The sequence below is a fragment of the Thiomonas sp. X19 genome (assembly GCF_900089495.1).
GTDB lineage: Bacteria > Pseudomonadota > Gammaproteobacteria > Burkholderiales > Burkholderiaceae_C > Thiomonas_A.
Genome location: NZ_LT605203.1, coordinates 3,657,272 through 3,679,228 on the forward strand (window position 1 = coordinate 3,657,272; position 21,957 = coordinate 3,679,228).

17 protein-coding genes, 1 tRNA gene and 2 pseudogenes are annotated in these 21,957 nt (G+C 66.4%); 5 read left to right on the forward strand and 15 right to left on the reverse strand.

Annotated elements, in window-relative coordinates; genetic code table 11:
- Positions 1 to 8 precede the first annotated feature (8 nt).
- From THIX_RS17670 to THIX_RS17690, 5 genes are all read right to left on the reverse strand, one after another.
- Complete coding sequence (locus tag THIX_RS17670) at positions 9 to 1,250, reverse strand: integrase arm-type DNA-binding domain-containing protein (protein WP_112487233.1); 1,242 nt, start codon at positions 1,248 to 1,250, stop codon at positions 9 to 11.
- A gap of 191 nt (positions 1,251 to 1,441) precedes the next feature.
- Positions 1,442 to 1,532: transfer RNA gene (locus tag THIX_RS17675), tRNA-Ser, on the reverse strand.
- 106 nt (positions 1,533 to 1,638) lie between these two features.
- Positions 1,639 to 2,934: a serine--tRNA ligase gene (gene serS, locus THIX_RS17680; RefSeq protein ID WP_112488451.1), complete on the reverse strand. Its 1,296-nt coding sequence runs from the start codon at positions 2,932 to 2,934 to the stop codon at positions 1,639 to 1,641.
- Between the two features lie 139 nt (positions 2,935 to 3,073).
- Positions 3,074 to 4,057 (reverse strand): 4-hydroxy-3-methylbut-2-enyl diphosphate reductase, encoded by a 984-nt coding sequence (ispH, locus tag THIX_RS17685; protein ID WP_112487234.1) that lies wholly within the window; start codon positions 4,055 to 4,057, stop codon positions 3,074 to 3,076.
- Between the two features lie 81 nt (positions 4,058 to 4,138).
- A complete protein-coding gene (locus THIX_RS17690; protein ID WP_112487235.1) occupies positions 4,139 to 4,588 on the reverse strand; it encodes a peptidylprolyl isomerase in 450 nt (149 codons plus the stop codon).
- Positions 4,589 to 4,633: 45 nt separating this feature from the next.
- Here THIX_RS17690 and radC point away from each other — a divergent pair, with 45 nt between their 5' ends.
- Both radC and THIX_RS17700 read left to right on the forward strand, forming a co-directional pair.
- Complete coding sequence (radC, locus tag THIX_RS17695; protein WP_112487236.1) at positions 4,634 to 5,314, forward strand: DNA repair protein RadC; 681 nt, start codon at positions 4,634 to 4,636, stop codon at positions 5,312 to 5,314.
- Positions 5,315 to 5,336: 22 nt separating this feature from the next.
- Positions 5,337 to 6,059 (forward strand): Smr/MutS family protein, encoded by a 723-nt coding sequence (locus THIX_RS17700; RefSeq protein ID WP_112487237.1) that lies wholly within the window; start codon positions 5,337 to 5,339, stop codon positions 6,057 to 6,059.
- Positions 6,060 to 6,131: 72 nt separating this feature from the next.
- Here the strand turns inward: THIX_RS17700 and THIX_RS17705 are convergent, their stop codons facing one another.
- The 6 genes and pseudogenes from THIX_RS17705 to THIX_RS17725 all read right to left on the reverse strand — a co-directional run bounded on the left by THIX_RS17705 (position 6,132) and on the right by THIX_RS17725 (position 13,271).
- Positions 6,132 to 6,572 carry a group II truncated hemoglobin gene (locus THIX_RS17705; protein WP_112487238.1) on the reverse strand — a complete coding sequence of 147 codons (441 nt, stop codon included), beginning with the start codon at positions 6,570 to 6,572 and terminating at the stop codon, positions 6,132 to 6,134.
- A gap of 149 nt (positions 6,573 to 6,721) precedes the next feature.
- Positions 6,722 to 9,238 carry an ABC transporter permease gene (locus tag THIX_RS17710; RefSeq protein ID WP_112487239.1) on the reverse strand — a complete coding sequence of 839 codons (2,517 nt, stop codon included), beginning with the start codon at positions 9,236 to 9,238 and terminating at the stop codon, positions 6,722 to 6,724.
- Between the two features lie 47 nt (positions 9,239 to 9,285).
- Positions 9,286 to 10,284, reverse strand: a complete 999-nt coding sequence (egtD, locus tag THIX_RS17715; protein WP_233224767.1) for an L-histidine N(alpha)-methyltransferase — start codon at positions 10,282 to 10,284, stop codon at positions 9,286 to 9,288.
- A complete protein-coding gene (gene egtB, locus THIX_RS24365) occupies positions 10,281 to 11,090 on the reverse strand; it encodes an ergothioneine biosynthesis protein EgtB (RefSeq protein ID WP_371413015.1) in 810 nt (269 codons plus the stop codon). The genes egtD and egtB overlap by 4 nt, the downstream gene beginning before the upstream one ends.
- 109 nt (positions 11,091 to 11,199) lie before the next feature.
- Positions 11,200 to 11,547: pseudogene (locus tag THIX_RS24975) on the reverse strand (ergothioneine biosynthesis protein EgtB); the annotation flags it as partial.
- Positions 11,548 to 11,654: 107 nt separating this feature from the next.
- Positions 11,655 to 13,271 carry a peptide chain release factor 3 gene (locus THIX_RS17725; protein WP_112487240.1) on the reverse strand — a complete coding sequence of 539 codons (1,617 nt, stop codon included), beginning with the start codon at positions 13,269 to 13,271 and terminating at the stop codon, positions 11,655 to 11,657.
- 283 nt (positions 13,272 to 13,554) lie between these two features.
- On the opposite strand from THIX_RS17725, the gene THIX_RS17730 reads away from it, so the two are divergent.
- Complete coding sequence (locus THIX_RS17730) at positions 13,555 to 15,084, forward strand: S9 family peptidase (RefSeq protein WP_112487241.1); 1,530 nt, start codon at positions 13,555 to 13,557, stop codon at positions 15,082 to 15,084.
- Between the two features lie 71 nt (positions 15,085 to 15,155).
- On the opposite strand, the gene THIX_RS17735 is transcribed toward THIX_RS17730, so the two are convergent.
- Entirely contained in the window at positions 15,156 to 16,736 is a 1,581-nt protein-coding gene (locus tag THIX_RS17735; protein WP_158540939.1) for a CYTH and CHAD domain-containing protein, read from the reverse strand.
- Positions 16,737 to 16,866: 130 nt separating this feature from the next.
- Positions 16,867 to 18,540: an electron transfer flavoprotein-ubiquinone oxidoreductase gene (locus tag THIX_RS17740; RefSeq protein WP_112487243.1), complete on the reverse strand. Its 1,674-nt coding sequence runs from the start codon at positions 18,538 to 18,540 to the stop codon at positions 16,867 to 16,869.
- A 554-nt stretch (positions 18,541 to 19,094) separates the two neighbouring features.
- Here THIX_RS17740 and THIX_RS17745 point away from each other — a divergent pair.
- Positions 19,095 to 19,298, forward strand: a pseudogene (locus THIX_RS17745) (glycogen/starch/alpha-glucan phosphorylase); the annotation flags it as partial.
- Between the two features lie 255 nt (positions 19,299 to 19,553).
- Positions 19,554 to 20,540 (forward strand): site-specific integrase, encoded by a 987-nt coding sequence (locus THIX_RS17750; protein WP_233224617.1) that lies wholly within the window; start codon positions 19,554 to 19,556, stop codon positions 20,538 to 20,540.
- A gap of 344 nt (positions 20,541 to 20,884) precedes the next feature.
- On the opposite strand, the gene THIX_RS17755 is transcribed toward THIX_RS17750, so the two are convergent.
- Both THIX_RS17755 and THIX_RS17760 read right to left on the reverse strand, forming a co-directional pair.
- On the reverse strand, positions 20,885 to 21,298 hold the full coding sequence (locus THIX_RS17755; protein WP_112487245.1) for a hypothetical protein: 414 nt from the start codon (positions 21,296 to 21,298) through the stop codon (positions 20,885 to 20,887).
- Between the two features lie 77 nt (positions 21,299 to 21,375).
- Positions 21,376 to 21,885 carry a glycine zipper 2TM domain-containing protein gene (locus THIX_RS17760; RefSeq protein WP_146748608.1) on the reverse strand — a complete coding sequence of 170 codons (510 nt, stop codon included), beginning with the start codon at positions 21,883 to 21,885 and terminating at the stop codon, positions 21,376 to 21,378.
- Positions 21,886 to 21,957: the final 72 nt, after the last annotated feature.

Consider the following 21,957-nt stretch of genomic DNA (forward strand, 5'->3'; position numbering starts at 1 on the left):
GTTAATCCTTAGTTTACAGCCTGCACCTGTTTCGATCCAGTCGGTGTCTCTGGTTCTTGCCGACCCGCCCGCAACATATCGATGTGATCGGCCCAGTGCTGCATCAGCTTGATGCGCTCGGGCAGGTATTCGGCGCGGTTGTAGGCGGCGCGCACCTTGTTTTCCTCTTCATGGGCAAGCTGGCGCTCGATCACGTCATGGCGCCAGCCCTGCTCGTTGAGGATGGTCGAGGCCACGGCACGGAAGCCGTGTCCCGTCATCTTGCTGCGGTAGCCCATGCGGTAGAGGGCGAACAGCAGGGTGTTGTTGCTCATGGTGGTGCGCGTGTTCCGGCCCGGCCAGACATAGACGCTGTTGCGGCAGGCGGCTTGTTGCTGGCGCAGGATGGCCAGAGCCTGGGTGGACAGGGGCACGATGAAGTCGCGCTTCATCTTCATGCGCGGAGCCAGGATCAGCCATTGGGCCTTGTCGAAGTCGATCTCGTCCCAGGTGGCCTCGGTGAGTTCCTTGGTGCGCACGAAGGTCAGAGCCAGGAACCGCAGGGCGCGCTGGGTCTGGAGTTCACCGCCCTGCGCTGCGTACTGGTCGATGACGTGCAGGAGTTGGGGAAACTCGTCGGGTCGGATCGCGGGCTGGTGCTTGGCCACATGAGGAGTGAGCGCTTTTTTCAGGCCGACACAGGGATCGACGGTGCAGCGTCCAGAGGCGATGCCGTAGTTGAAGACCTGACTGGCGACCTGCTTGACACGGTGTGCCAGATCAAAGGCGCCCCTCGCTTCGATCTTGCGCAGGGTGTCGAGCAGCTGCACCGAGGCGATGCGGTCGATGGCCAGCGGGCCGAGGTCGGGGTAGAGGTCAGCCTCCAGCCGACGCTTGACATCGCGGGTGTGGCTGTCCACCCAGATGCGGCGCTGGCGCTCGAACCACTCGGTGGCGACGTGCTGGAAGCTCTTGGTGGCGTCGATCTGCGCTTGGGCCCGATTGGCCTGACGCACGGCGCTGGGGTCGATGCCCTGGATGAGCAGGCGCTTGGCGTCGTCGCGCGCCTGACGTGCCTCTTTCAGGCTGATCAGGGGATAGGCGCCGAAGGAGAGGCGTTTCTCCACGCCGCCGTAGCGGTACTTGAGGCGCCAGCCTTTGCTGCCGGTCTTGGTGATTTCGAGATAGAGGCCGCCGCCGGCGAACAGGCGGATGAGTTTGCCGGCTTTCGGCTGGGCCGCGCGCGCTTGGGCGTCGGTGAGCGTGGACATGGTGGGCTGGGGGCAAGTGGACGATGAATCCATGCTATTGCCCCCAAATCACCCCCGCAAGGTTGTCGATCGGCGTCAACCAGCGGTCACGTGTGTTGACGCAAATGCACCCTTGACCCCATGCAACGTATTGATTTACCGAAGAAAAAGCCATCACGATGGATGGCTTGGGGAAATCGACGGGTGAATTCTGGCGGAAAGGGTGGGATTCGAACCCACGGTACGGAAGAACCGTACACCGGATTTCGAGTCCGGCGCATTCGACCACTCTGCCACCTTTCCGGGGTGTTGGCACAGCTGTGATGTTGCTGCGATGTCGCTCTGCCGTGCGTGCCTGTGTGGTCGCTCTTCGGGCTCGCGGCGAAACTTGAAAGTCTAGCAGGCTGCGTCAGGCCGGGGCCGGCAACAGGGTGGATTGGCCGCCCAGGTAGGGGCGCAAAGCCTGCGGGATGTCGATGCCGCCATTTTCCCGCTGGAAGTTTTCCAGCACGGCCACGAGGGTGCGGCCCACGGCGAGGCCGGAGCCGTTGAGGGTGTGGACATATTCGGTCTTGCCCTGGGCGTTGCGGCTGCGGGCCTGCATGCGGCGGGCCTGGAAGGCGTCCATATTCGAGCAGCTGGAAATTTCGCGGTAGGTGTTTTGCGCCGGCAGCCACACCTCCAGGTCGTAGGTCTGCGCGGCGCCGAAGCCCATGTCGCCGGTGCACAGCAGCATGGTGCGGTAGGGCAGTTCCAGTGCCTGCAGCACGGCTTCGGCATGCGCGGTGAGTTGCTGCAGCGCCTGGGCGGATTGTTCGGGCGCGGTGATCCACACCAACTCGACCTTGTCGAACTGGTGCTGGCGGATCATGCCGCGCACGTCGCGACCGTAGGAGCCGGCCTCGGAGCGAAAACATGGCGTGTGGGCCACGTAGCGCAGCGGCAGCTGCTCGGGCGGGACGATGGTGTCGCGCACGAAGCTGGTGAGCGGCACCTCGGCGGTGGGGATGAGGTAGTGGGTGCCGAGTTCGCCGCGCGGCACGGCGAAGAGGTCGGCCTCGAACTTGGGCAACTGGCCGGTGCCGCGCAAGGTTTCGGCGCTGACCACGTAGGGAACATAGGCCTCGGTATAGCCGTGGCGCTGAGTGTGCAGGTCGAGCATGAACTGCGCCAGCGCGCGGTGCAGGCGGGCCACCGGGCCGCGCAAGACCGTGAAGCGGGCGCCGGAGAGCTTGGCGCCCAGCTCGAAATCGAGCCCAAGCGCGGCGCCGACGTCGACATGGTCGCGCACGGCAAAGTGGAAATCACGCGGCCGGCCCCAGCGCCGCACCTCGACGTTGGCCTTCTCGTCGGCACCCACCGGCACTTGCGCGTCGGGCAGATTGGGCACGCCCATGAGCAGGTCGGAGAGCTCGGCCTGGATGGCCTCCAGGCGTGCGGCGGAGGCGTCCAGTTCGGTCTTGATGGCGCCGACCTGCTGCATCAACTCGGCGGTGTCTTCGCCCTTGGCCTTGCGCTGGCCAATGCCTTTGGAGATCTGGTTGCGCTGCGCCTGCAGGTCTTCGGTGCGGGTTTGCAAGCCCTTGCGCTCCGACTCCAGCGCGCTGAAACGTGCGACGTCGAGAAAGGGTTGGGGACGTTTGCGGGTGGACAGGCGCTGGACCACGCCGTCGAGGTCTTTACGCAGCAGATTGATGTCGAGCATGAAGGCGGTGTGAGGGAATGGCGGGAAACAATGAATGCGCAGGAACGAGCAAAAAAAAAAGCGTGACGCCGCGAGCATGATGCGGGTGATGGTGCGCGCATCCGCAGCGGTAGGCGCAACAGCGGCTAGACGATGACGTTCAGGTCGCCACCTCGGCGGCCTTGTCGACCTTGCCGCCCAAACCCTTGGGCAGCGGGAATTGCACATGCTCGACCGCACCTTCCAAATCGCGCACGTTGCGCGCACCCAGCTCGCGCAGACGGGTGATGACTTGCTGCACCAGTTGCTCCGGTGCCGATGCGCCTGCGGTCACGCCCACGCGCACGGCGCCTTGGAGCCACGCGGCTTGCAGGTCGGCGGCGGTATCCACCATGTAGGCGGGGCGGCCAAGCCGGGCCGCGACTTCGCGCAAGCGGTTGGAGTTGGAACTGCTGGGACTGCCGACGACGATGACCACATCCACCTGCGGCGCCATGAACTTCACGGCGTCCTGGCGGTTTTGCGTGGCGTAGCAGATGTCCTGTTTCTTGGGTTCGTGCAGCCGGAGGTAGCGCGTCTGCAGCGCCGCGACGATTTGCGCCGCGTCGTCCACCGACAGCGTGGTTTGCGTAACGTAAGCCACCTCGGCATCGGCCGGAAAGGGCAGCGCCGCAACGTCGTCCGGCGTTTGCACCAGATGCACGCCGTCGGCCTGGCCCATGGTGCCTTCCACTTCGGGGTGGCCGGCATGGCCGATCATCACCAGATGCAGACCGGCGCGACGCATTTTCGCCACCTCCACATGCACCTTGGTCACCAGCGGACAAGTGGCATCGAACACCTTGAGCCCGCGTGCCTCGGCCTCGCGCCGCACCGCTTGCGACACGCCGTGGGCCGAGAACACCAGGGTGGAGCCGGGCGGAACATCGACCAGCTCGTCGACGAACACCGCGCCCTTGGCGCGCAGGCTTTCCACCACGGTGGTGTTGTGGACGATTTCGTGGCGCACGTAGATGGGCGCGCCGAACAGGGCCAGCGCGCGCTCGACGATGTCGATGGCGCGATCGACCCCGGCGCAAAAGCCGCGCGGGCTGGCCAGCAGGACGTCGATTTGAGGCATGTTGGAGGGGTCGGATGCGTTCATCGCGGAACTGGCTTGGATGGCGTGAGCAGCTTGCGGCAGAGGTGGGCGAACGGGAACCTCGGGGCTAGGGCCTGTTCACGCTCAAAGCACCCCCAGAATGCGCACCTCGAACACCACGGTTTTTCCGGCCAGCGGATGGTTGAAGTCCAGTTCGACCCAGTCATCGCCGGTCTGGCTGACCGTGGCGGCTGCGGGGGCGCCGTTGCTGGCGGCCAGCGCCGCGAGTTGCACGGTGTCGCCAGGGCGCAGGGCGATGTCTTGGGAGCCAAGCGCCTGCAGCGCGGCACGCGGTACGCGCTGCACCCGGGCGGCGTCGGCGTGGCCGAAGGCAGCGTCTGGCGCAAGCTCGAAGCGGGCATCGGCGCCTTCCTCCAGGCCCAGCAGGCAGGCTTCGAGCGCCGGGGCGAGTTGGCCGGCGCCGAGCGTGAGCGTCGCCGGGCGGTGGCCGAAGGTGTTGACCCAGTCGAGTCCGTCCTGCGCCGCGAGGCGGTAATGCAAGGTCAACAGGGAATCGGCACGCACGCAGGCCACAGTCTCTAAACTCCACAGGCAAACTCATATTGTAGGGACGCCCCCATGGCCACACGCATCGCCGATCTGCCCACCGACGCTCGTCCGCGCGAGAAATTGCTCGCGCATGGTGCGCAGGTCTTGGCCGATGCGGAACTGGTGGCCCTGCTGCTGCGCACCGGCGTGCGTGGGGCCAGCGCGATCGACCTCGGCGCCGATCTGATCACACGCTTCGGCGGGCTGCACGGGTTGCTGCACGCGGACGAAGCGCAACTGCGCGCCATCAAGGGCCTGGGGCCGGCCAAATATGCCGAACTGGCTGCGGTGCTGGAGCTGGCGCGGCGCGCGCTGGTCGAGCGCATGGCCGAACGCGCCATGCTCGACAGCCCGCAAGCCGTGCGCGACTACCTGCGCCTGTGGCTGGGCGGGCAGGAGGTGGAGGTGTTCGCGGCACTGTTCCTCGACACGCGCCACCAGCTCATCCGCGCCGTGGAGTTGTCGCGCGGCACGCTGGCGCACACCAGCGTCTATCCGCGCGAGGTGGTGAAGCAGGCGCTGGCGCTGAACGCCGCCGCCATCATCGTCGCCCACAACCACCCCTCGGGCGTGGCCGAGCCCTCGGCGGCCGATCGCCTGCTGACCGATCACCTCAAATCCGCCCTCGCCCTGGTGGACGTGCGCCTGCTCGACCACTTCGTGGTGACGCGGGAACGGGTGTTGTCCTTTGCCGGCACCGGGCTGCTGTAGGGCGGCGCAGGAGCACACGACCATGGCCGGCATCCGTGATTTGCGCAAGCTGCGCGCCGCCGTGCAACGACAAGCCCAGGGAACGCCGCGCGCTGTGACGCCAGCGGCAACCCCGCCGCAACGCCCACCTGCGTTGCGGCACGCGAACAAGGCCAGGCAGGAGCCGCCATCACAGGAGCCCGTGGCGCGCCCCGACCGTGACGAACGCACCCTCTTTCGCCAGGCCGTGGCCGATGCCAGGCCCCTGGCACCGAGCGACCGCATCGACCTCGGCACTCCGGCGCCACCCGCCATTCCGCGGCAGCACCTGCGCGACGAGCAAGCCGCGCTGGCGCAATCGTTGTCGGACGCGGTGGACGTGGACAGCTTGCTGGAAACCGACGCAACGCTCTCCTTTCGCCGCCCAGGCATCGGCCCCGACGTGGTGCGCAAGCTGCGCCGGGGGCATTGGGTGATTCAGGACGAACTCGACCTGCACGGCATGCGCAGCGACGAGGCGCGCGAAAGTCTCTCGGCCTTCATCCGCGAGGCCCAGGCGGCGGGGCGCCGCTGCGTGCGCGTCATCCACGGCAAGGGCTTGAGTTCACCGGGGCGCGAGCCGGTGCTGAAACACAAGGCGCGCGCCTGGCTGGTGCAGAAAAACGAGGTGCTCGCGTTCTGCCAGGCCAAACCCACAGATGGTGGCGCCGGCGCCCTGGTGGTGCTGCTGCGCGCGGCGCCGGGGCTTGGGACTCGAAAACGCTAGTCGCGTTTCAGAATGACGTGGCGTCGGCCCAAAGCGGGCTGGCTGCGCCCGGTTCTGCGACGGCCACGCAGTTCAGCGCGACACCAGCGGCGGCTGCGGTGGCGCGGCGCTGTCCTCCAGCTGGTTGCGCATCCAGTCGGCCGTGCCGGCGAACGCGGCCTGCAGGCGCAGTTGCAAAGCCTCGGGGACGTTTTCCTCCATCATGGCTTGGTGCATGCAGGCCAGCCATTGGTCGCGCTCGCGGGTGCCAATGGCGTAAGGAAAGTGGCGCATGCGCAGGCGCGGATGGCCGAAGCGCTGCTCGTACAGGCCCGGGCCGCCGAACCAGCCGCTGAGGAACCAGAACAGCTTGTCGCGCGTGTCTTCGGACTGCGTGGGATGCATGGCGCGCAGTTCGGCGTAGGCCGGCTCCAGGTCCATCAGGTCGTAGAAGCGGTCGACCAGGGCGCGCACGCCGCGCTCGCCGCCGAGCAGGTCGTAGGGCTTGGGCGCCGATGCAGATTGAGCACTCATGGGGCGTGGTCGAGAGGAGTCCGCATGCCGCTATTGTCGTCGTCACGGCCGGGGCGGCTTTGTGCCACGTCAAGGTGCCAGGCGAGAACGCGGATCGCCGGGCAAACCGCAAGGTCCAATGGGCTGTCGTGCAAGCGGCCGACCCCGACTCAAGCCAGCGCTTGCAAGGTGCGCAGCGGCGGCGCCCGCAGCACGCGGCGCAGCGCCAGCCAGCCCACGGCCAGGGCCAGCACCGCGCCGATGGCCGTGCCCACCGCGAACCAGGCCGGCGACGGCGTCCAGGCGAAGTCGAACACGCGCCGCGCCAGGACCCAGGCCACGGTGGCGGCAGCAACCGTGCCGAGCAATCCGGCCAGCGCCCCGGTCAGCAGCAACTCGGCCGCCATCACCCGCTGCAGCAGGCTGCCAGAGGCTCCGAGCACGCGCCACATGGCGGTTTCATGCTCGCGTTCCTGCCGGCTGATGAGCAGGCTGGCCACCAGCACCGCCAGCCCCGCGGCCAGGGCGAAGCCGAACAGAAACTGCACCGCGGTGCTGACCTGCTCCAGCATGTGGCGCACCTGGGTCAGCAGGTAACTGAGGTCGATCAGGGTGATGTCGGGAAAAGCATGGGCCAGACGGTCGTCGAGGTTGTCGGCGCCAGCGCGCACGAGGGGCGGCTCGAAGAACGCGGTGATGAAGGTGGCCGGCTGCTGCGCCAGCATGGCACGCGGCATGAGCACGAAGAAGTTGACGCGCATCGAGCCCCAGTCGATTTTGCGCAGGCTGGTGATGGGCGCGGTGACGGTGCTGCCGGCAATGTCGAAGCTGAGCTTGTCGCCCATCTTCAGGCCCAGGGTGGTGGCGATGCCGGTATCGACCGACAGCCCCCGTGCCCCCGGCCCCGCGGTGGCTTGCCAGTTGCCGGCGGTGATGCGGTTATGCGCCGGCAAGGTGGGCGTGGTGGAGAGGTTGAACTCGCGGTCGATGAGCGCACGGGCGCGCTCGTCCTTGTAGTCGCGCCCGAACACCGGCTTGCCGTTCACCGCCACCAGCCGCCCGCGCACCATGGAATACCAGTCGTAGCGCTGGATGCCGGCGGCTTTCAGCTCGGCCTGAAACGCCCGCGCCTGCTGCGGCTGGATGTTGATGACGAAGCGGTTGGGCGCATCCGGCGGCAGGGTGGCCTGCCAGCCGGCCAGCAACCCGGTGCGCAGCATCGCCACCAGCATCAACGCCAGCATCGACAGCCCCAGGGCACTGATCTGCGCCACAGCCTGCGTGCTGCGCGCGCCCAGTTGCCGCGCAGCCAGTGCCAGCACGCCACGGCGCTGGCTGCCTACGCGTCGCAAGCCCCACACCAGCGCGAAAGCCAGCACGGCGAAGCCCACGGCGGCGGCGACGAAACCGCCCAGGGCGATGAGCGCCAGCTTGCGGTCTTGCGCCAGCAGCAACAGCACGGTCACGAACAGCCCCACACCCACCGCGCCCAGCAGCCAGGGCGCGAGGCTGAATGCCCGGGGCTCGCGGCGCAGCACGCGCAGTGGCGGCACCCGCGCCAGTTGCAGCACGGGCGGCAGGGCGAAGGCCAGCAGCAGCGCCAGCGCCGCCAGCAGGGCGATGGCCGCGGGCTGCCAGCCGGGCGTGGGCAGGCCGCGCACATTCACCACGCCGGCCAGAAGATGCAGCAAGGCGGCCTGCCCGAACAGGCCGAGCAGGATGCCGATGCCACCGGCCAGCAGACCGAGCAACAGCAGCTCCACCGTGATCAGCCGCAGCACCGTGCCTTGCGACAGACCCAGCGCCTTGAGCAGCGCGGTGGTGTCGAGCCGGCGGCGTGAAAAGTCGCGTGCAGCAATGGCCACGGCCACCGCCGCGATCAGCGCCGTGAGCATGGACACCAGTTGCAAAAAGCCCGAGCCGCGCTGCAGATTCTGGCCAAGCTCCGGTCCGCCGTCGGCCACGGTCAGCACCTGCAGGCCGCGCAGGCTTTGGGCCTCGATATGCGCCTTGGCCCAGGCGGCAAAGCGAGCGGCAGCCGCCGGCGCGCCTGCGGTGGCCAGGCGGTAAGTGACGCGGCTGGCGGGCTGGATGAGTCCGGTGGACGGCAGATCGGCCGCGTTCATCATCACCCGCGGGGCAAAGTTGATGAAGCCGGCGCCGCGATCGGGCTCGCGGGTGATGACGGCGGCGATGCGGAAGTTGCGCGTGCCCAGGGTGATGGGCCCTTGCGCCGGCGCATGCAGTTGCGCCGCCACGCCGGGATCCACCCACACCGTGCCGGGCTGTGGCGCGGCACTCAGCTTGTAAGCCGCGCCTCCGCCGGGTGGGCGCAGTTCCATGCTGCCCAGCAGCGGGTAGCCAGCGCCCACCGCCTTCACCGCCGCCAGATGCGTGCGTCCCTGTGCGCCCGGGCCCACGGCCATGCTGGCGAACACCGCAGTTTGCGTGGTGTGCAGGCCGTCGCCACGGGCCTGCTGCAGGAAGATGGGCGGCAGCGGGTGGTCGCCCTGCACCACCGCCTGGCCGCCGATGAGCTGGGCGGCGTCGCGCTTCAGGCCAGCGTCCAGGCGCTGCGCCAGAAAGCCCACGGTGGACAGCGCAGCCGTGGCCAGCACCAGCGCCAGCCACATCAGCCGCAGCTCGGCGGCGCGCAGGTCACGCAGGATGAGGGGCCAGAAGCGCATGACTGGAGCGTGGGGCTTGTTGGGGCTTCAGGATGCTTGCGCTGCAGTCACGCCGCGCGCATCGCAAGCACGCCGAAGCGCTGCAGCGGGTCGGTCCACTGCGCATCGAGCTGCCAGCCGGCCTTCCCCGCCAGCGCGGCAAAACCGTCCAGCGTGTACTTGTACGAATTTTCGGTGTGGATGGTTTCGCCGGCGTCGAAGCGCAGCGTATGGCCGGCGAGGTGCACGGCCTGGGCCTCACGGCTTTGCAGGTGCATTTCGATGCGCCCCTGCACGGTGTCATAGCGGGCGAGATGGTCGAAGGCATCGGGCACGAAATCGGCACCGAACTCGCGGTTGATGCGCACCAGCAGGTTGCGGTTGAACGCCGCCGTCACGCCTTGCACGTCGTCGTAAGCGGCTTGCAGCACGGCGACGTCCTTGCGCAGATCGATGCCGATGAGCAAACCGGCATCGGCCCCGCCCAGCAGGCGCCAACGCGCCAGCAGCGCCTGGGCCTGTTGCGGATCGAAATTGCCGATGGTCGAGCCGGGAAAGAAAAACACCACGCGCCCGCCAAGCTCTCCAGACCCGCCGACATGGCGCAGCGCCGGCGGCAGCGTGAACGCCTGGGTGAAATCGGCCTGCTGCGGATGGATGGGCAATTGCGGAAAACGCGCCACCATGGCCTGCACCGTGGCCTCCAGCGCGGTGGGCGAGATTTCCACCGGCACGTAGGCGGCGGCCTGTTGCAGTTGCGCCAGCAGCAACGCGGTCTTCACTCCCGCACCGCTGCCAGGCTCCACCAGCACGGCACGCGGGCCGATGCGCGCGGCCATCTCGCCCGCATGCGTCTGCAAGATGGCCCGTTCGGTGCGCGTGGGGTAATACTCCGGCAGCGTGCAAATCTGCTCGAACAGCGCCGAGCCGCGAGCGTCGTACAAATAGGCGCTGGGCAGGTGTTTGGGACTGGCGAGCAGGCCGTCGAGCACGGCGCGGCGCAAGGCCGGAGGCGACATGTCTTCGGGCTCGAAGCGGGTTTGTTCAACCGGGCTGGGGTGTTTCATGGCTGGTCTTTCGCCAGGCGCAGGCCCATGAACTGCCAGCGCTGGTGGGGGTAGAAAAAGTTGCGATAGGTGGCCCGCACATGGCCGGATGGGGTGACGCAGGAACCACCGCGCAACACCATCTGGCTGGACATGAACTTGCCGTTGTACTCGCCCAAGGCGCCAGCCGCGGCCTTGTAGCCGGGATAGGGCAAATAGCTGCTGCCGGTCCATTCCCAGACATCGCCAAACACCTGGGTGTGGCCGGACGCGGCGGCGGTGGGACGGCAGTAGCCGGCCTCGAGCCCATTGCCCCGCAGCGGCTGCGCGGTGGCGAAGGCTTCCCATTCGGCCTCGGTCGGCAGGCGTGCGCCAGCCCAGCGGGCGAAGGCATCGGCCTCGTAGTGGCTGATGTGGCAGACGGGCGCGGTGGGCTCGAGCGCCTGTTCGCCGCCCAGCGTGAAGCTGGAGGCGCCATCCTCGCTCCAGTACAGCGGCGCGCGCCAGCCCTCGCGCTGCACCGCGGTCCAGCCGTCGGACAGCCACAGCAGCGGCTCGTCGTAGCCGCCGTCGCGGACGAAGTCGGCGTACTCGGCATTGCTCACCAGGCGGTCGGCCAGGGCGTGCGGCGCCAGCCAGACGCGATGGCGCGGCGCTTCGTTGTCGAAGTGAAATCCCACGCCGGCATGGCCGATGTCCTGCGCGTCTTCCGAGCCTGGGATGAAGCGCATGGCGCGCGCCGCATGCTGCGGCAGCGCAGGCAGCACACGCCAGGTGGGTTTCAGCGGGTTGTGCGAGAGCAGATGCAGCAGATCGGTGAGCAGCAGTTCCTGATGCTGCTAGTTCGCCCTGCAAGCTGGCTTCATGTCGGGGCAAGTCCAGCAGTTTGCGCAGGTGCTGGTCCACATGGGCACGGTAGCGACGCACCTCGGCCACCGTGGGCCGTGTGAGCAAACCGCGCTGCGGCCGCGCATAACGCGGCCCGGCGCTGACGTAATACGAGTTGAACAACTCGGCATAGCGCGGATGGAACACGCGGTAGCCGGGCAGGAACGGTTGCAGCGCGAAGGTTTCGAAAAACCAGGTGGTGTGCGCGAGATGCCACTTGGCCGGGCTGGCGTCGGCCATGCTCTGCGGCGTCATGTCCTCCGGCTCCAGGCTGGCGCACAGGTCCAGCGTCAGGGCGCGGGTGGCGAGCAGGCGCGAAGCCATGTCGCCCGCCCGAAGCGGGGCAGCCTCGGCGATCGAGTGAGGAGAAATGTCGGGCAACACGGCATCGAGCATCGTTTCAGCCTAAACGCCGAGGATGATGCTGTCAAAACGCCTGCCGATCAACCCCAGGCCATCGCGGGCCAAACCCTGGTGGCGCCAGGGTTTGGCGACAACCGTACTCAAGCCGCCATATCGGTCTGGAACACCCGCCCGGCATGCTCACGCAGGGCGTGGAAAGCAATGCTGGGCCAGCGCTCTTGCAGCACGCGCAACTCGGCCGCGTGGGTGAGCAAAATGGTGGGGGCGTCCACCACGTCATAAGCGATGCGGTGGGCGTTTTCGTCGATGAAGCGTTTGAGATCGCGCTCGTCGTCGCTGTGGATCCAGCGGGCGACGCGGTAGGGCGTGGCGCCGAGGCGGGCGGCGACGTTGTATTCACCACTCAAGCGGTGCAGCACGACGTCGAACTGCAGGGTGCCGATGGCGCCGAGCAGCAAGGGGCCGGTGAAGTGCGGTCGAAACACCTGGATGGCGCCCTCCTCGCCCAGTTGCTGCAGCCCGCTGCGCAACTGTTTGCTGCGCAGCGGGTCGGCAATTTCCACCGCCTGGAACAGTTCGGGGGCGAAGAACGGCAGCCCGGTGAACTGCAGGGTTTCGCCTTCGGTGAGGGTGTCGCCCAGGCGCAGGGTGCCATGATTGGGAATGCCGATGATGTCGCCGGCCCAGGCCTCCTCCAGCAACTCGCGGCGCTGCGACATGAAGGCCACCACGGTGTTGGGGCGAATCTCCTTGCCGCTACGGCCCACTTTCAGTCGCATGCCGCGCTCGAAGCGGCCGGAGCACACGCGCACGAAGGCGATGCGGTCGCGATGCGCCGGGTCCATATTGGCCTGCACCTTGAACACCAGGCCGGTGAACTTGGGCTCGCTCGGCTGCACCACGCGCTGCATCGCGGGGCGCGGGCCGGGTGGCGGGGCGAGGTCGACCAGGGCGTCGAGCACTTCGCGCACGCCGAAGTTGTTGATGGCCGAGCCGAAGAACAGCGGCGACTGGCGGCCGGCGCGAAACGCGGCCATGTCGAAGCTGGGCGTGGCGTCGGACAGCAGGCCGATCTCTTCCCGCGCCTGGGCCTGCTCGGCGCCGAAGCGGGCGGCGAGTTCGGGGTTGTCGAGGCCGTCGATGAAGTCGTCGTCGGCCTGCGCCACGCGGTCTTCGCCGGGACGGAACACACGCATGCGCTCGGCGCGCAGATCCAGCACGCCGTGGAAATTCTTGCCCATGCCCACCGGCCAGGTGAAGGGAATGGCGTCCATGCCGAGGTGGCGCTCGATCTCGTCCATCAGGTCGAGCGGGCTGCGCACTTCGCGGTCCATCTTGTTGACGAAGGTGAGGATGGGCGTGTTGCGGGCGCGGCAGACCTCCAGCAGGCGCAGGGTCTGCGCCTCCACGCCGTTGGCGGCGTCGATCACCATCAGCGCCGCGTCCACCGCGGTGAGCACGCGGTAGGTGTCTTCGGAGAAGTCCTGGTGACCGGGGGTGTCGAGCAGGTTGATGACGCAGTCGCGCCACTCCATCTGCATCACCGACGAGGCCACCGAGATGCCGCGCTGCTTCTCGATCTCCATCCAGTCGGAGGTGGCGTGGCGGCTGGCCTTGCGCGCCTTCACGCTGCCGGCGATTTGAATCGCGCCGGAGAACAGCAGCAGTTTTTCCGTCAGCGTGGTCTTGCCGGCGTCGGGGTGGGAAATGATGGCGAAGGTGCGGCGGCGCGCAATGGGGGCGGGAGTTTCAGACATTGGGGCATTGTAGGTAGGGCCTACTCCAAGACAGTGGTCACATCGGGTTGCAAGACCGGTCTTGCAAGGCCTTGGGGTGGCACCTATGCTGAACAGATTTCGGCAACGCAAATCCGTGAAACGAGCCGCAGCCGGCATGCCATGCTGTGGCGAAAAACCAAGGCTAATGGGGAAGACAATGCGGACGAAACGTTTGTCATGGGTCATGGGTGTGAGCTGCTGCATGTTGAACCTGACCGTGCTCTCGAGTTGCGGTGGAGGTGGGGGTGGTAGCCCAGGCCTTGTGTCACAGTCACAAAGTGGCAGCAACAACACCCTGCTCTCAACCCAGATCGACACCACGGCCAGCATGCCCCGGGCTGCATTGCAAACGCAGTGGCTGAGCCAATACCCGCCGGACCAGCAGGCCCTGATCGGCAGCCCTGTGTGTGGTGTGCAGGTAAACAAGTTCACCTACGCCACCGTTGGTGGCCAGGGCGAGCCGACCAACGCTTCCGGCGCCTTGATGCTGCCCACTGGCGGCTCCCCGCAATGCCAGGGCCCACGCCCCGTGGTGCTGTATGCACATGGCACAGCGATCGACCGCGCCGAGGACATGTCTGCCGTGAATGATCCCGATAACCCGGCTTACGGCACCGCTACCCGCGTGGCCCTGACCTTCGCGGCGCAGGGCTATATCGTCATCGCGCCGAACTACGCGGGCTACGACGTGTCCACCTTGCTCTATGCCCCTTACCTGAATGGCCAGCAACAGTCGCAAGACATGGTCGACGGACTGACTGCTGGCCGCCAGATGCTGACGCTGCTCAACACCGGCGACAGCGACAACGGCCAGCTCTTCGTCACCGGTTATTCGCAGGGCGGGTATGTGTCGATGGCCACCCTGGCCAAACTCGACGCCGAGGGCCGACCAGCCACGGCCGGAGCGCCCATGTCGGGCCCCTATGCCATCCTGGCGATGGGCGACGAAATCTTCCTCGGCCACCCGAACTACGGCGGCACGGCCTACCTGCCGCTGATCGCCAATGCCTATGCTCACCTGAAAACCGACTCCATCAGCCTCTCCCAGGTCTTCAGTTCGAACTATCCCAATGCTGGCACGTTATTTCCCGGCAATGTGGACTATGCTGGCTTCAGCAGCCTCGTGACGTCCGGCCAAATTCCCACGGCTGCCATTTTCCAATCGACACCTACCGGGAACGCCTACCTGGACGGCCTCAATTTGCCTGAGGGTGCGCCGCTCGGGCCGCTCGGCTTCTCGCCCACCAACTACCTCATCAGCACCGCATTCCATGCGGCCTATGTGCGCGACGCGGAAACCAACCCCGACGGTGCGGCGCCAACCGATGGCTCGGCACCGAACTTCAACGGGCCGCCGCCAGCCCTGCCCGCAAACCCGCAATTCCTGCTGCGCCAGGATCTCAAGGCCAACGACCTGCGCAACTACACCCCAAGCATGCCCTTGCTGATGTGTGGTGGCCATAACGATCCCGAAGTGTTCTGGAACCAAGGGGCCGCTGCGATGACTGCTGTGCTGGACAGCAAGACCACCACCGATCCCTCCCTGCGCTTCGCCACGCTGGACTTGGACACCACGGGTCTGACGACGCCTTACTTTGCGAGCTTCGGCCTGAGCCCGGCCCAACTCAGCACCATGCAAAGCGTGGCAACCCAGGTGCAGACAGCATTCACCGCCTACCAGAGCGCAGTCGATCAAACGAATGCCACGGTTGGTCTCGAGGCGTACCACACCGACGAAACGCCCTATTGCACAGTCGCGGCGCGCGCCTTTTTCAATCTCTACGCCAACTAATGCCCCAGCCCATACCGGCGCACCCCGGACGGCAATCTATTCGCCTCGACTGCGCCAGCAAACTCGAAGGCTCATGCGCAAACGTGATGCTGCACCAGCGTCCAGGCCTGCTGCAACGCTTCCTGCGCTTGCGTGGCAAGGGCTTGCGCGAGTTCGTCCGGCAGCCTTTGCAGCAGTTGCGCATGGCCCAGCAGTCGCTGGCGGTCGTGCCAGTTGCCAAGCAGGGTCTGCAGCGCTTCGGTGGTTTTTCGCAAGGCTTGCAGGCGCCGTGCCTCGGCCTCTGGCAGCGCATGGCCAAGACGTTCGAGCGAGAGGCGCAGACGCTTGCTGCCGATGCGAAAAGCGTGGAGATCGGCCATGGCCTCGGGCTGTGCCAGGGGTGCCGAGTCGCCACTGGCCAGCGCTTCGAGCGTGGGCCGACACGCAGCCAAAGCTTTGCGCCAGTGCTTGTGGTCTTGCCGGATGGCACGCCGGGCCAGGTCGCCCAAGGTGAGATGGCGCAGCTTGGCGGATGCCTTCGTGGACGCGATAGGAGACCAGGTTTCAGACCAGCGCCCGAGCCCCAGCAACACACGGCCGAAGCGCGGACTGCGCAGATAGGCGCGCAGGGTGCCCCACTGGCGCTGACGCTCGGCCTGCAGGCTTGCGCTCCAGCCCGACGCAATCTCGGGTGCGAACTGGCGCCGCGCGGCGCAGTCGTCCAGCAACTGCAAGCCCACGTCGGCATCGCGCACCAGGCCGGAAAGCTGCATGGCCCAGCGCCATTCGGCCTCGAGCCAACGCACGGCACGCGGCTTGGCCCAGGGCTGCAACCAGCGCAGCACGGTGCGCAGGCGGCGCACGGCGACGCGGAACTGGTGCACATCACGCGCTTCATCGCCCGTACCGATGCGTTCGGCCCACACCGACAACTGGGCGCAGGCGGTGGACAGCCAAAGCTGCGCAGCTTGCGGCAAGGCCGTGTCGGGCGGCAAGTTGGCCGACTCGTCAGGGGCTTGCGGACGTTCTCCCGCAAGCAGCGCACTGGCGCGCTGCGCCTTGTTGGTGGCGCTCAGCCGCAGCGGCAGGTCTTGCGCCAGCGCCCAGGCCAAGTCCCAGCAATGGCTCCATTGGCCGTCGATCAACTCGATCTCGATCTCGGAGATCGGTGTCTGCGTCGTGGCGCCACCGCAGCGGGCGACGCAGGCGCCTCGGTCCAGCGCCAATTCCATGTGGCTGCCCTGCCAATCGATGGTCCACGCCATGCGCTCGAAGCGGGTACCGAACACCGGGCGCAGCCGCGCTTGCAGCGTGTCCAGGTCCAGCGCCAAATCGCGCAGCGGCGTCTCGCGCAAGGCTCGCTGCACATCGGCTGGCGCGAGCATGTCGGCGGCGGACTCCGGCCCGGATCCGGTCGCGGCCCATTCCCATTCGCCGCGCGCGTGGCCCAGCGCGTCTGCCCCCGAGGTCTTGATGGTGAGCACCCGGCCCTGCCCGGTCTGGCGCAGCCGCAAGGCCATGCCGGCACCGGCGAGCAGACCGTCTTCGGTATCGAAATAACGGCTGTCGAGCGCCCATGTGCGCGGCGGACCGGCCAGCAGGGCGATGATGGGATGGTCCGGCAACTGCTGCGCTGCCAGCGCGTCGATGCTGAATTTGAGTTCCCGCTCCATGCCCATCTTCACCTCCAGCGTCAAGTCCGCCCCGGAACACGCAGCAGCTTACGGTCTGCGCACGACGATCCGCGCCGCCAGCAGCGCGCCTGCCTGCTTCAGGTCAAGCCGGAGCAATCGGGCTGCGGGACTACATGCCCACGTAGTTCGGCCCGCCGCCACCTTCGGGCGCGACCCAGACGATGTTCTGCGTCGGATCCTTGATGTCGCAGGTCTTGCAGTGCACGCAGTTCTGCGCGTTGATCTGCAGCTTGTCACGTCCGTCAGGGCCCTTGATGAACTCGTACACGCCCGCCGGGCAATAGCGCTGCTCGGGACCGGCGTAGCGCGCGAGATTCACCTGCACCGGCACCGAGATATCTTTCAACGTGAGGTGCGGCGGCTGGTTTTCCTCGTGGTTGGTGTTGCTGATGAACACCGAGGAGAGGCGGTCGAACGTGAGCTTGCCGTCGGGCTTGGGGTAGTCGATGCGCGGCATGGCTTCGGCCGGCTGCAGCGCAGCGTAATCGGGCGCCTTGCGGTGGATGGTCCAGGGCATGCGGCCCTTGAGCAGCCATTGCTCGATGCCGGTCATCAGCGTGCCGACCATGCGGCCCTTCTTGAACCATTGCTTGAAATTGCGCGAGCGCTGCAGTTCGGCGTGCAGCCAGGATTGCTCGAAAGCACGCGGGTAATCGTCCAAGGTGTCGGCGCTGCGCCCGGCGGCCAGGGCCACGGCAATGGCCTGTGCCGCCAGCATGCCGGTCTTGATCGCGGCATGGCTGCCCTTGATGCGCGAGGCATTGAGAAAACCCGCCTCGCAGCCCACCATGCAGCCGCCCGGGAACACGAACTCGGGCAAGGCCAGAATGCCGCCCGCGGTGAGCGCGCGCGCGCCATAGCCCAGGCGCTTGCCGCCTTCGAAAATGGGGCGGATGGCGGGATGGGTTTTGAAGCGCTGGAATTCCTCGAACGGGCTGAGCCAGGGGTTGCTGTAGTCCAGCCCCACCACCAGGCCCACCGCCACCTGGTTATTCGGCAGGTGGTAGAGGAACGAGCCGCCATAGGTCTTGCTGTCCAGCGGCCAGCCGACGGTGTGCAGCACCCGGCCCGGCTTGGCCTGCTCGGGCGTGACTTCCCACAACTCCTTGATGCCGATGGCGTAACCCTGCGGGTCGCATCCGGCGTCGAGCTTGTAGCGGGCGATGAGTTCGCGTCCGAGCTGGCCGCGCGAGCCTTCGGCGAACACCGTGTACCTGGCGCGCAGCTCCATGCCGAGTTGGAAATGGTCGGTCGGCTGCCCGTCCTTGCCCAGGCCTAGGTTGCCGGTGGCCACGCCGCGCACCCCGCCGGCATCGTCGTACAGCACCTCGGCAGCGGGGAAACCGGCGAAGATTTCCACCCCCAGCGCCTCGGCCTGCTGCGCCATCCAGCGCACCACGTTGCCCAGGCTGACGATGTAGTTGCCGTGGTTCTTGAAACAGTCGGGCAGGACCAGGGCCGGCGTCGGCCTGGCTGCGGTTTCGCTCAGGAACCAGAACGCGTCTTCGGTCACCGGCTGGTCCAGCGGGGCGCCGTCGGCCTTCCAGTTGGGCAGCAATTCGGTGAGCGCTGCCGGGTCCATGATGGCGCCCGACAGGATGTGCGCACCCGCCTCGGAACCCTTCTCCAGCACGCAGACCGAAATCTCCTGCTGCTTCTCCGCCGCAAGCTGCTTGAGCCGAATGGCGGCCGCCAGTCCGGCAGGGCCACCGCCCACCACCACCACGTCGTAATCCATGGCCTCGCGCGGGCCGTACTGTTCCAGCAGTTGCTGCGATGTCATGCCTGTCTCCTGGATTGTGCACAGGCGCTTGCCGCGCCGGGTCGACGGGCATTGTAGAGCCGCGTTTGCGTGAATCGAACGATCGTTCTATTCACGGCTCAACCGGTCCCAAGCCAGGCAGGCTGGCTCGGTTTTGCGGGATGACCGGCGCGATCGGGTGATGCGGGCATGGTGTGCGTCAAGAACAAGGGCCAATGATGGCAACAATGTCCCAGCGATTGCCGCCTGCAATCGGGATTTCCCCAGGTTCGGCAACGTGCAGCCCCTTGATCACATCATGGCAACAACGGGTTGCCTTTCATGATTCGAATCCATCGTTGAATGGCTGCGGATCGCTAGCTGCGCCGCAAGGAGCGCCCTATTCGCCCTATTCATCACGCATATTCCTTGCACTGATCCAGCCATCGCGAGCATCGCGCAAACGCCGGGGCCCATCGAGGCCCGCCGGGCGCGGTCAGCCGTTTTTGCATCGCGTGTCGACAACCCGATATGACCATGACCCAGAGCACAACGACGATGCGATTTCCACGGGCCAGCGGCGTGCTCTTGCCCCTCATTGGGGCGACCACTACATGCTGCTGACCGACTATGGCAGCTACATCGCCACGCAGGAACGGGTGGACGCGCTCTACCTGTCGCCCACCGAGTGGGCCAAGAAGGCGCTGACCAATGTGGCCGGCATGGGCCCGTTCTCGTCCGACCGCACCATCGCCGAATACGCCGAGCAAATCTGGCACACAAAACCCATCATCCGTTGAAGCTCGGCGCTGGTCGACCCTGCGGGGCTGTGCGGCCCATGGCGGATTCGAATGTTCTGGCCTGCCCGACTGGATTCGAACCAGTGACCTACGGCTTAGAAGGCTGAAATCAAAAGCGCTGCAACCCGCATGAATGCTAGGTCTGATAGACTTTTACCGGAGATTTGGGACAATCCAGGGACAATTCAGGATTCAACGATGGCAACATTTGTAGAGAGAAAAAATGGCTGGCAGGCGAAAGTGAGGCGACGCGGGATGCCTTCGATCAGCCGAACCTTTGACCTCAAGGCCGATGCCGAGGCATGGGCCCGCGAGATTGAACGCGAGGCACAGCGCGGCAATGTGGGCGCTTTGCGTGACGACGCTGGGCGCACGACGCTGGAGCATGTGGCATCGGTGTACGTTGCCGGCCCTGTGCAGTTGCTCGCTTCGCGGGCTGACGTGACGCGCTACATGCATGCTGCGCGCGCCCGGTTCGGGTCGTTCTTCCTTTCTGCGATCCGCGGTGTTGATGTGGCCGCCTGGCGCGATGAACTGCTCAAAGGCGGCCTGTCGTCTCAGTCGGTCATCCATCACCTGAATGCGCTGTCGGGCCTGTTCTCGTTCATCGAGAAGGAATTGAGCATCGACCTGCCGTCTGGCAACCCGGTTGCCAAAGTGCGCAAGCCCGCGATGCCGAAATCAAGGGAACGGCGCTTGCGGCCCGGTGAACTCGATGCGCTGATGCGCGAGGCTCGCACGCCTGGCCTGCCGCAAATCATCATCCTGGCCGTCGAGACCAGCATGCGCCTGGGCGAGTTGCTGGGGCTGGAGTGGAAGCGCGTCGATCTCGTCAAGCGCACTGCGCACCTGGTGGACACCAAGAATCGTGAGAGCCGCACGGTGGCGCTTTCCAGCGCCGCCAGCGTCGCACTGAAGAGTCTGCATGCCCTGCCCCGCCGCATCGATGGCCGGGTGTTTGGCTGGGCGGCGTCAGACAGCTTTGAGAAGGCCTGGGTGCGCTGCAAGGCGCGAGCGCTGGCCGCCTACCTTGCCGACTGCGCCGCATCCAACACCAAGCCCGATCCATCCTTTCTGGCCGATCTGCGCTTCCATGATCTGCGCCACGAGGCCACGTCCCGGCTGTTCGAGAGGGGCCTGGGCGTCATGGAGGTCGCCAGCATGACGGGGCACAAGTCGCTTGCCATGCTCAAGCGGTACACCCATGTCGAGGCCGAGAAGCTGGCGGCGAAGTTGGGATAGCATCGCGCCATGCCAGTTGTTTTTCGCCACAAGGGATTTCGTTTCCTGTTCTTCTCGAATTTTTGCGCACAAGTCCGGGCTGGGTTTGATTGGGGTGGCTGGAAAGCCAGGAAAACCGGGCCGGCAGGGGCCGCCATGCGGCCCAGGAAACCCGCCCCCGGGCTTCGCCCTGCCTGGCCTGCGGCCAGATCATGACACTTTCTCAGGGTTAACCCTCAGAAAATCCTATTAAATTTTTCCTATGAAATTTTTCCTATGAAATATTTCCTATGAAATATTTCCTATGAAATTTTTCATAGGCTCGCGTGGCGCAGCCAAGAAAAAGCCCGCACGCGGCGGATGGATCAGAACACCGGCCAGGGCTTGGGGTGTTGAAAGGAAAGGCGAAGGATGCCCTGATAGGCGTTTGAGTAAGCCTCTTCCTGAGTTTGAAGAGCCGCAAGCAAAAGTTGGGCCTCATGGTCATGGCTGCCCGCTTTTGATGCCTTTGCAGCCTGAATCAGGTCGCGATCCGAGAGAATGAGCGCCGCGCGAATGTCCCCGTAGGCGGCCCTGAGTTTCAGAGTTTGAGCGTCATCAGTCGGGGCTGGGCGGCCACCAAATTGCCAAAACGGATCGGCTTCGGTGGCGAGCTTGTACGCCTGGTCGGACACCTGTTCCTGCGCTTTGGTGCGGCCCAGGTAATAGCCGCCGAGGGCGGCGGCCAGGGCCAGCGCAGCGGCCAGGGCGGTGATGGTGAGGATGGGTTTGGTTTGCATGGTGAGGCTCCTTTGAGGGTTGGGGTTGTGCCTGCACGGGCCGGCACATGGATTCAGCGGCATGCGAAACGCGACGCTCAGCCGATGGGCACGACACGGGCGGGCTGGCCCCAGCCGTATTGCGAACCCAGCAGCTCGACGCGCTGGCCGGCATGGATGGGCACGTCGGCGGCTTGCGTGACGGCGATGGTCTGGCCGTTATCCAGTCGCACCGTGATTTGCAGGCCTGGTTGCTGGTAGGCCTTGCCTGCCGCCAGGTCGCCAGCCGCTGCGCCGCCCAGCGCGCCGATGACGGCTCCGACCGCAGAGCCGGTGCCTTGCCCTACCCGGCTGCCCGCGAACCCGCCAGCGACCGCGCCGAGGGTGCTGCCGGCGCCGGTGACGCCCTGGCCCGCGCGGATCGTGACTTGCTGGACGTAGAGGACCGTGCCGAGCTGGACCTGCTGGACCTGCTGGGCCTGGCTGGCGCTGTAGTTGTAGGCGCTGGACTGGTACTGACCGCCCAGGCCCGGGGGCACGCCGGCGCAGCCGCCCAGGGCCAGCGCGGCGGCCAGGGCAGTGATGGTGAGGGGTTTGATGTGTTGCATGGTGAGGCTCCTGATGGTTGCGGTGCGCCGGCTTGTGCTGGCACATGGATTCAGCGACATGCGAAACGCGGC

What these genes read in the sequence shown, in the direction of transcription:
- THIX_RS17735 (WP_158540939.1), bottom strand. Translation starts at nt 16,736, where the DNA reads ATGGAGCGGGAACTCAAATTCAGCATCGACGCGCTGGCAGCGCAGCAG.
- THIX_RS17705 (WP_112487238.1), bottom strand. Translation starts at nt 6,572, where the DNA reads ATGAGTGCTCAATCTGCATCGGCGCCCAAGCCCTACGACCTGCTCGGC.
- serS (WP_112488451.1), bottom strand. Translation starts at nt 2,934, where the DNA reads ATGCTCGACATCAATCTGCTGCGTAAAGACCTCGACGGCGTGGTCCAG.
- THIX_RS17710 (WP_112487239.1), bottom strand. Translation starts at nt 9,238, where the DNA reads ATGCGCTTCTGGCCCCTCATCCTGCGTGACCTGCGCGCCGCCGAGCTG.
- THIX_RS17670 (WP_112487233.1), bottom strand. Translation starts at nt 1,250, where the DNA reads ATGTCCACGCTCACCGACGCCCAAGCGCGCGCGGCCCAGCCGAAAGCC.
- THIX_RS17750 (WP_233224617.1), top strand. Translation starts at nt 19,554, where the DNA reads ATGCCTTCGATCAGCCGAACCTTTGACCTCAAGGCCGATGCCGAGGCA.
- radC (WP_112487236.1), top strand. Translation starts at nt 4,634, where the DNA reads ATGGCCACACGCATCGCCGATCTGCCCACCGACGCTCGTCCGCGCGAG.
- THIX_RS17755 (WP_112487245.1), bottom strand. Translation starts at nt 21,298, where the DNA reads ATGCAAACCAAACCCATCCTCACCATCACCGCCCTGGCCGCTGCGCTG.
- egtD (WP_233224767.1), bottom strand. Translation starts at nt 10,284, where the DNA reads ATGAAACACCCCAGCCCGGTTGAACAAACCCGCTTCGAGCCCGAAGAC.
- THIX_RS17740 (WP_112487243.1), bottom strand. Translation starts at nt 18,540, where the DNA reads ATGACATCGCAGCAACTGCTGGAACAGTACGGCCCGCGCGAGGCCATG.
- THIX_RS17725 (WP_112487240.1), bottom strand. Translation starts at nt 13,271, where the DNA reads ATGTCTGAAACTCCCGCCCCCATTGCGCGCCGCCGCACCTTCGCCATC.
- THIX_RS17700 (WP_112487237.1), top strand. Translation starts at nt 5,337, where the DNA reads ATGGCCGGCATCCGTGATTTGCGCAAGCTGCGCGCCGCCGTGCAACGA.
- ispH (WP_112487234.1), bottom strand. Translation starts at nt 4,057, where the DNA reads ATGAACGCATCCGACCCCTCCAACATGCCTCAAATCGACGTCCTGCTG.
- THIX_RS17760 (WP_146748608.1), bottom strand. Translation starts at nt 21,885, where the DNA reads ATGCAACACATCAAACCCCTCACCATCACTGCCCTGGCCGCCGCGCTG.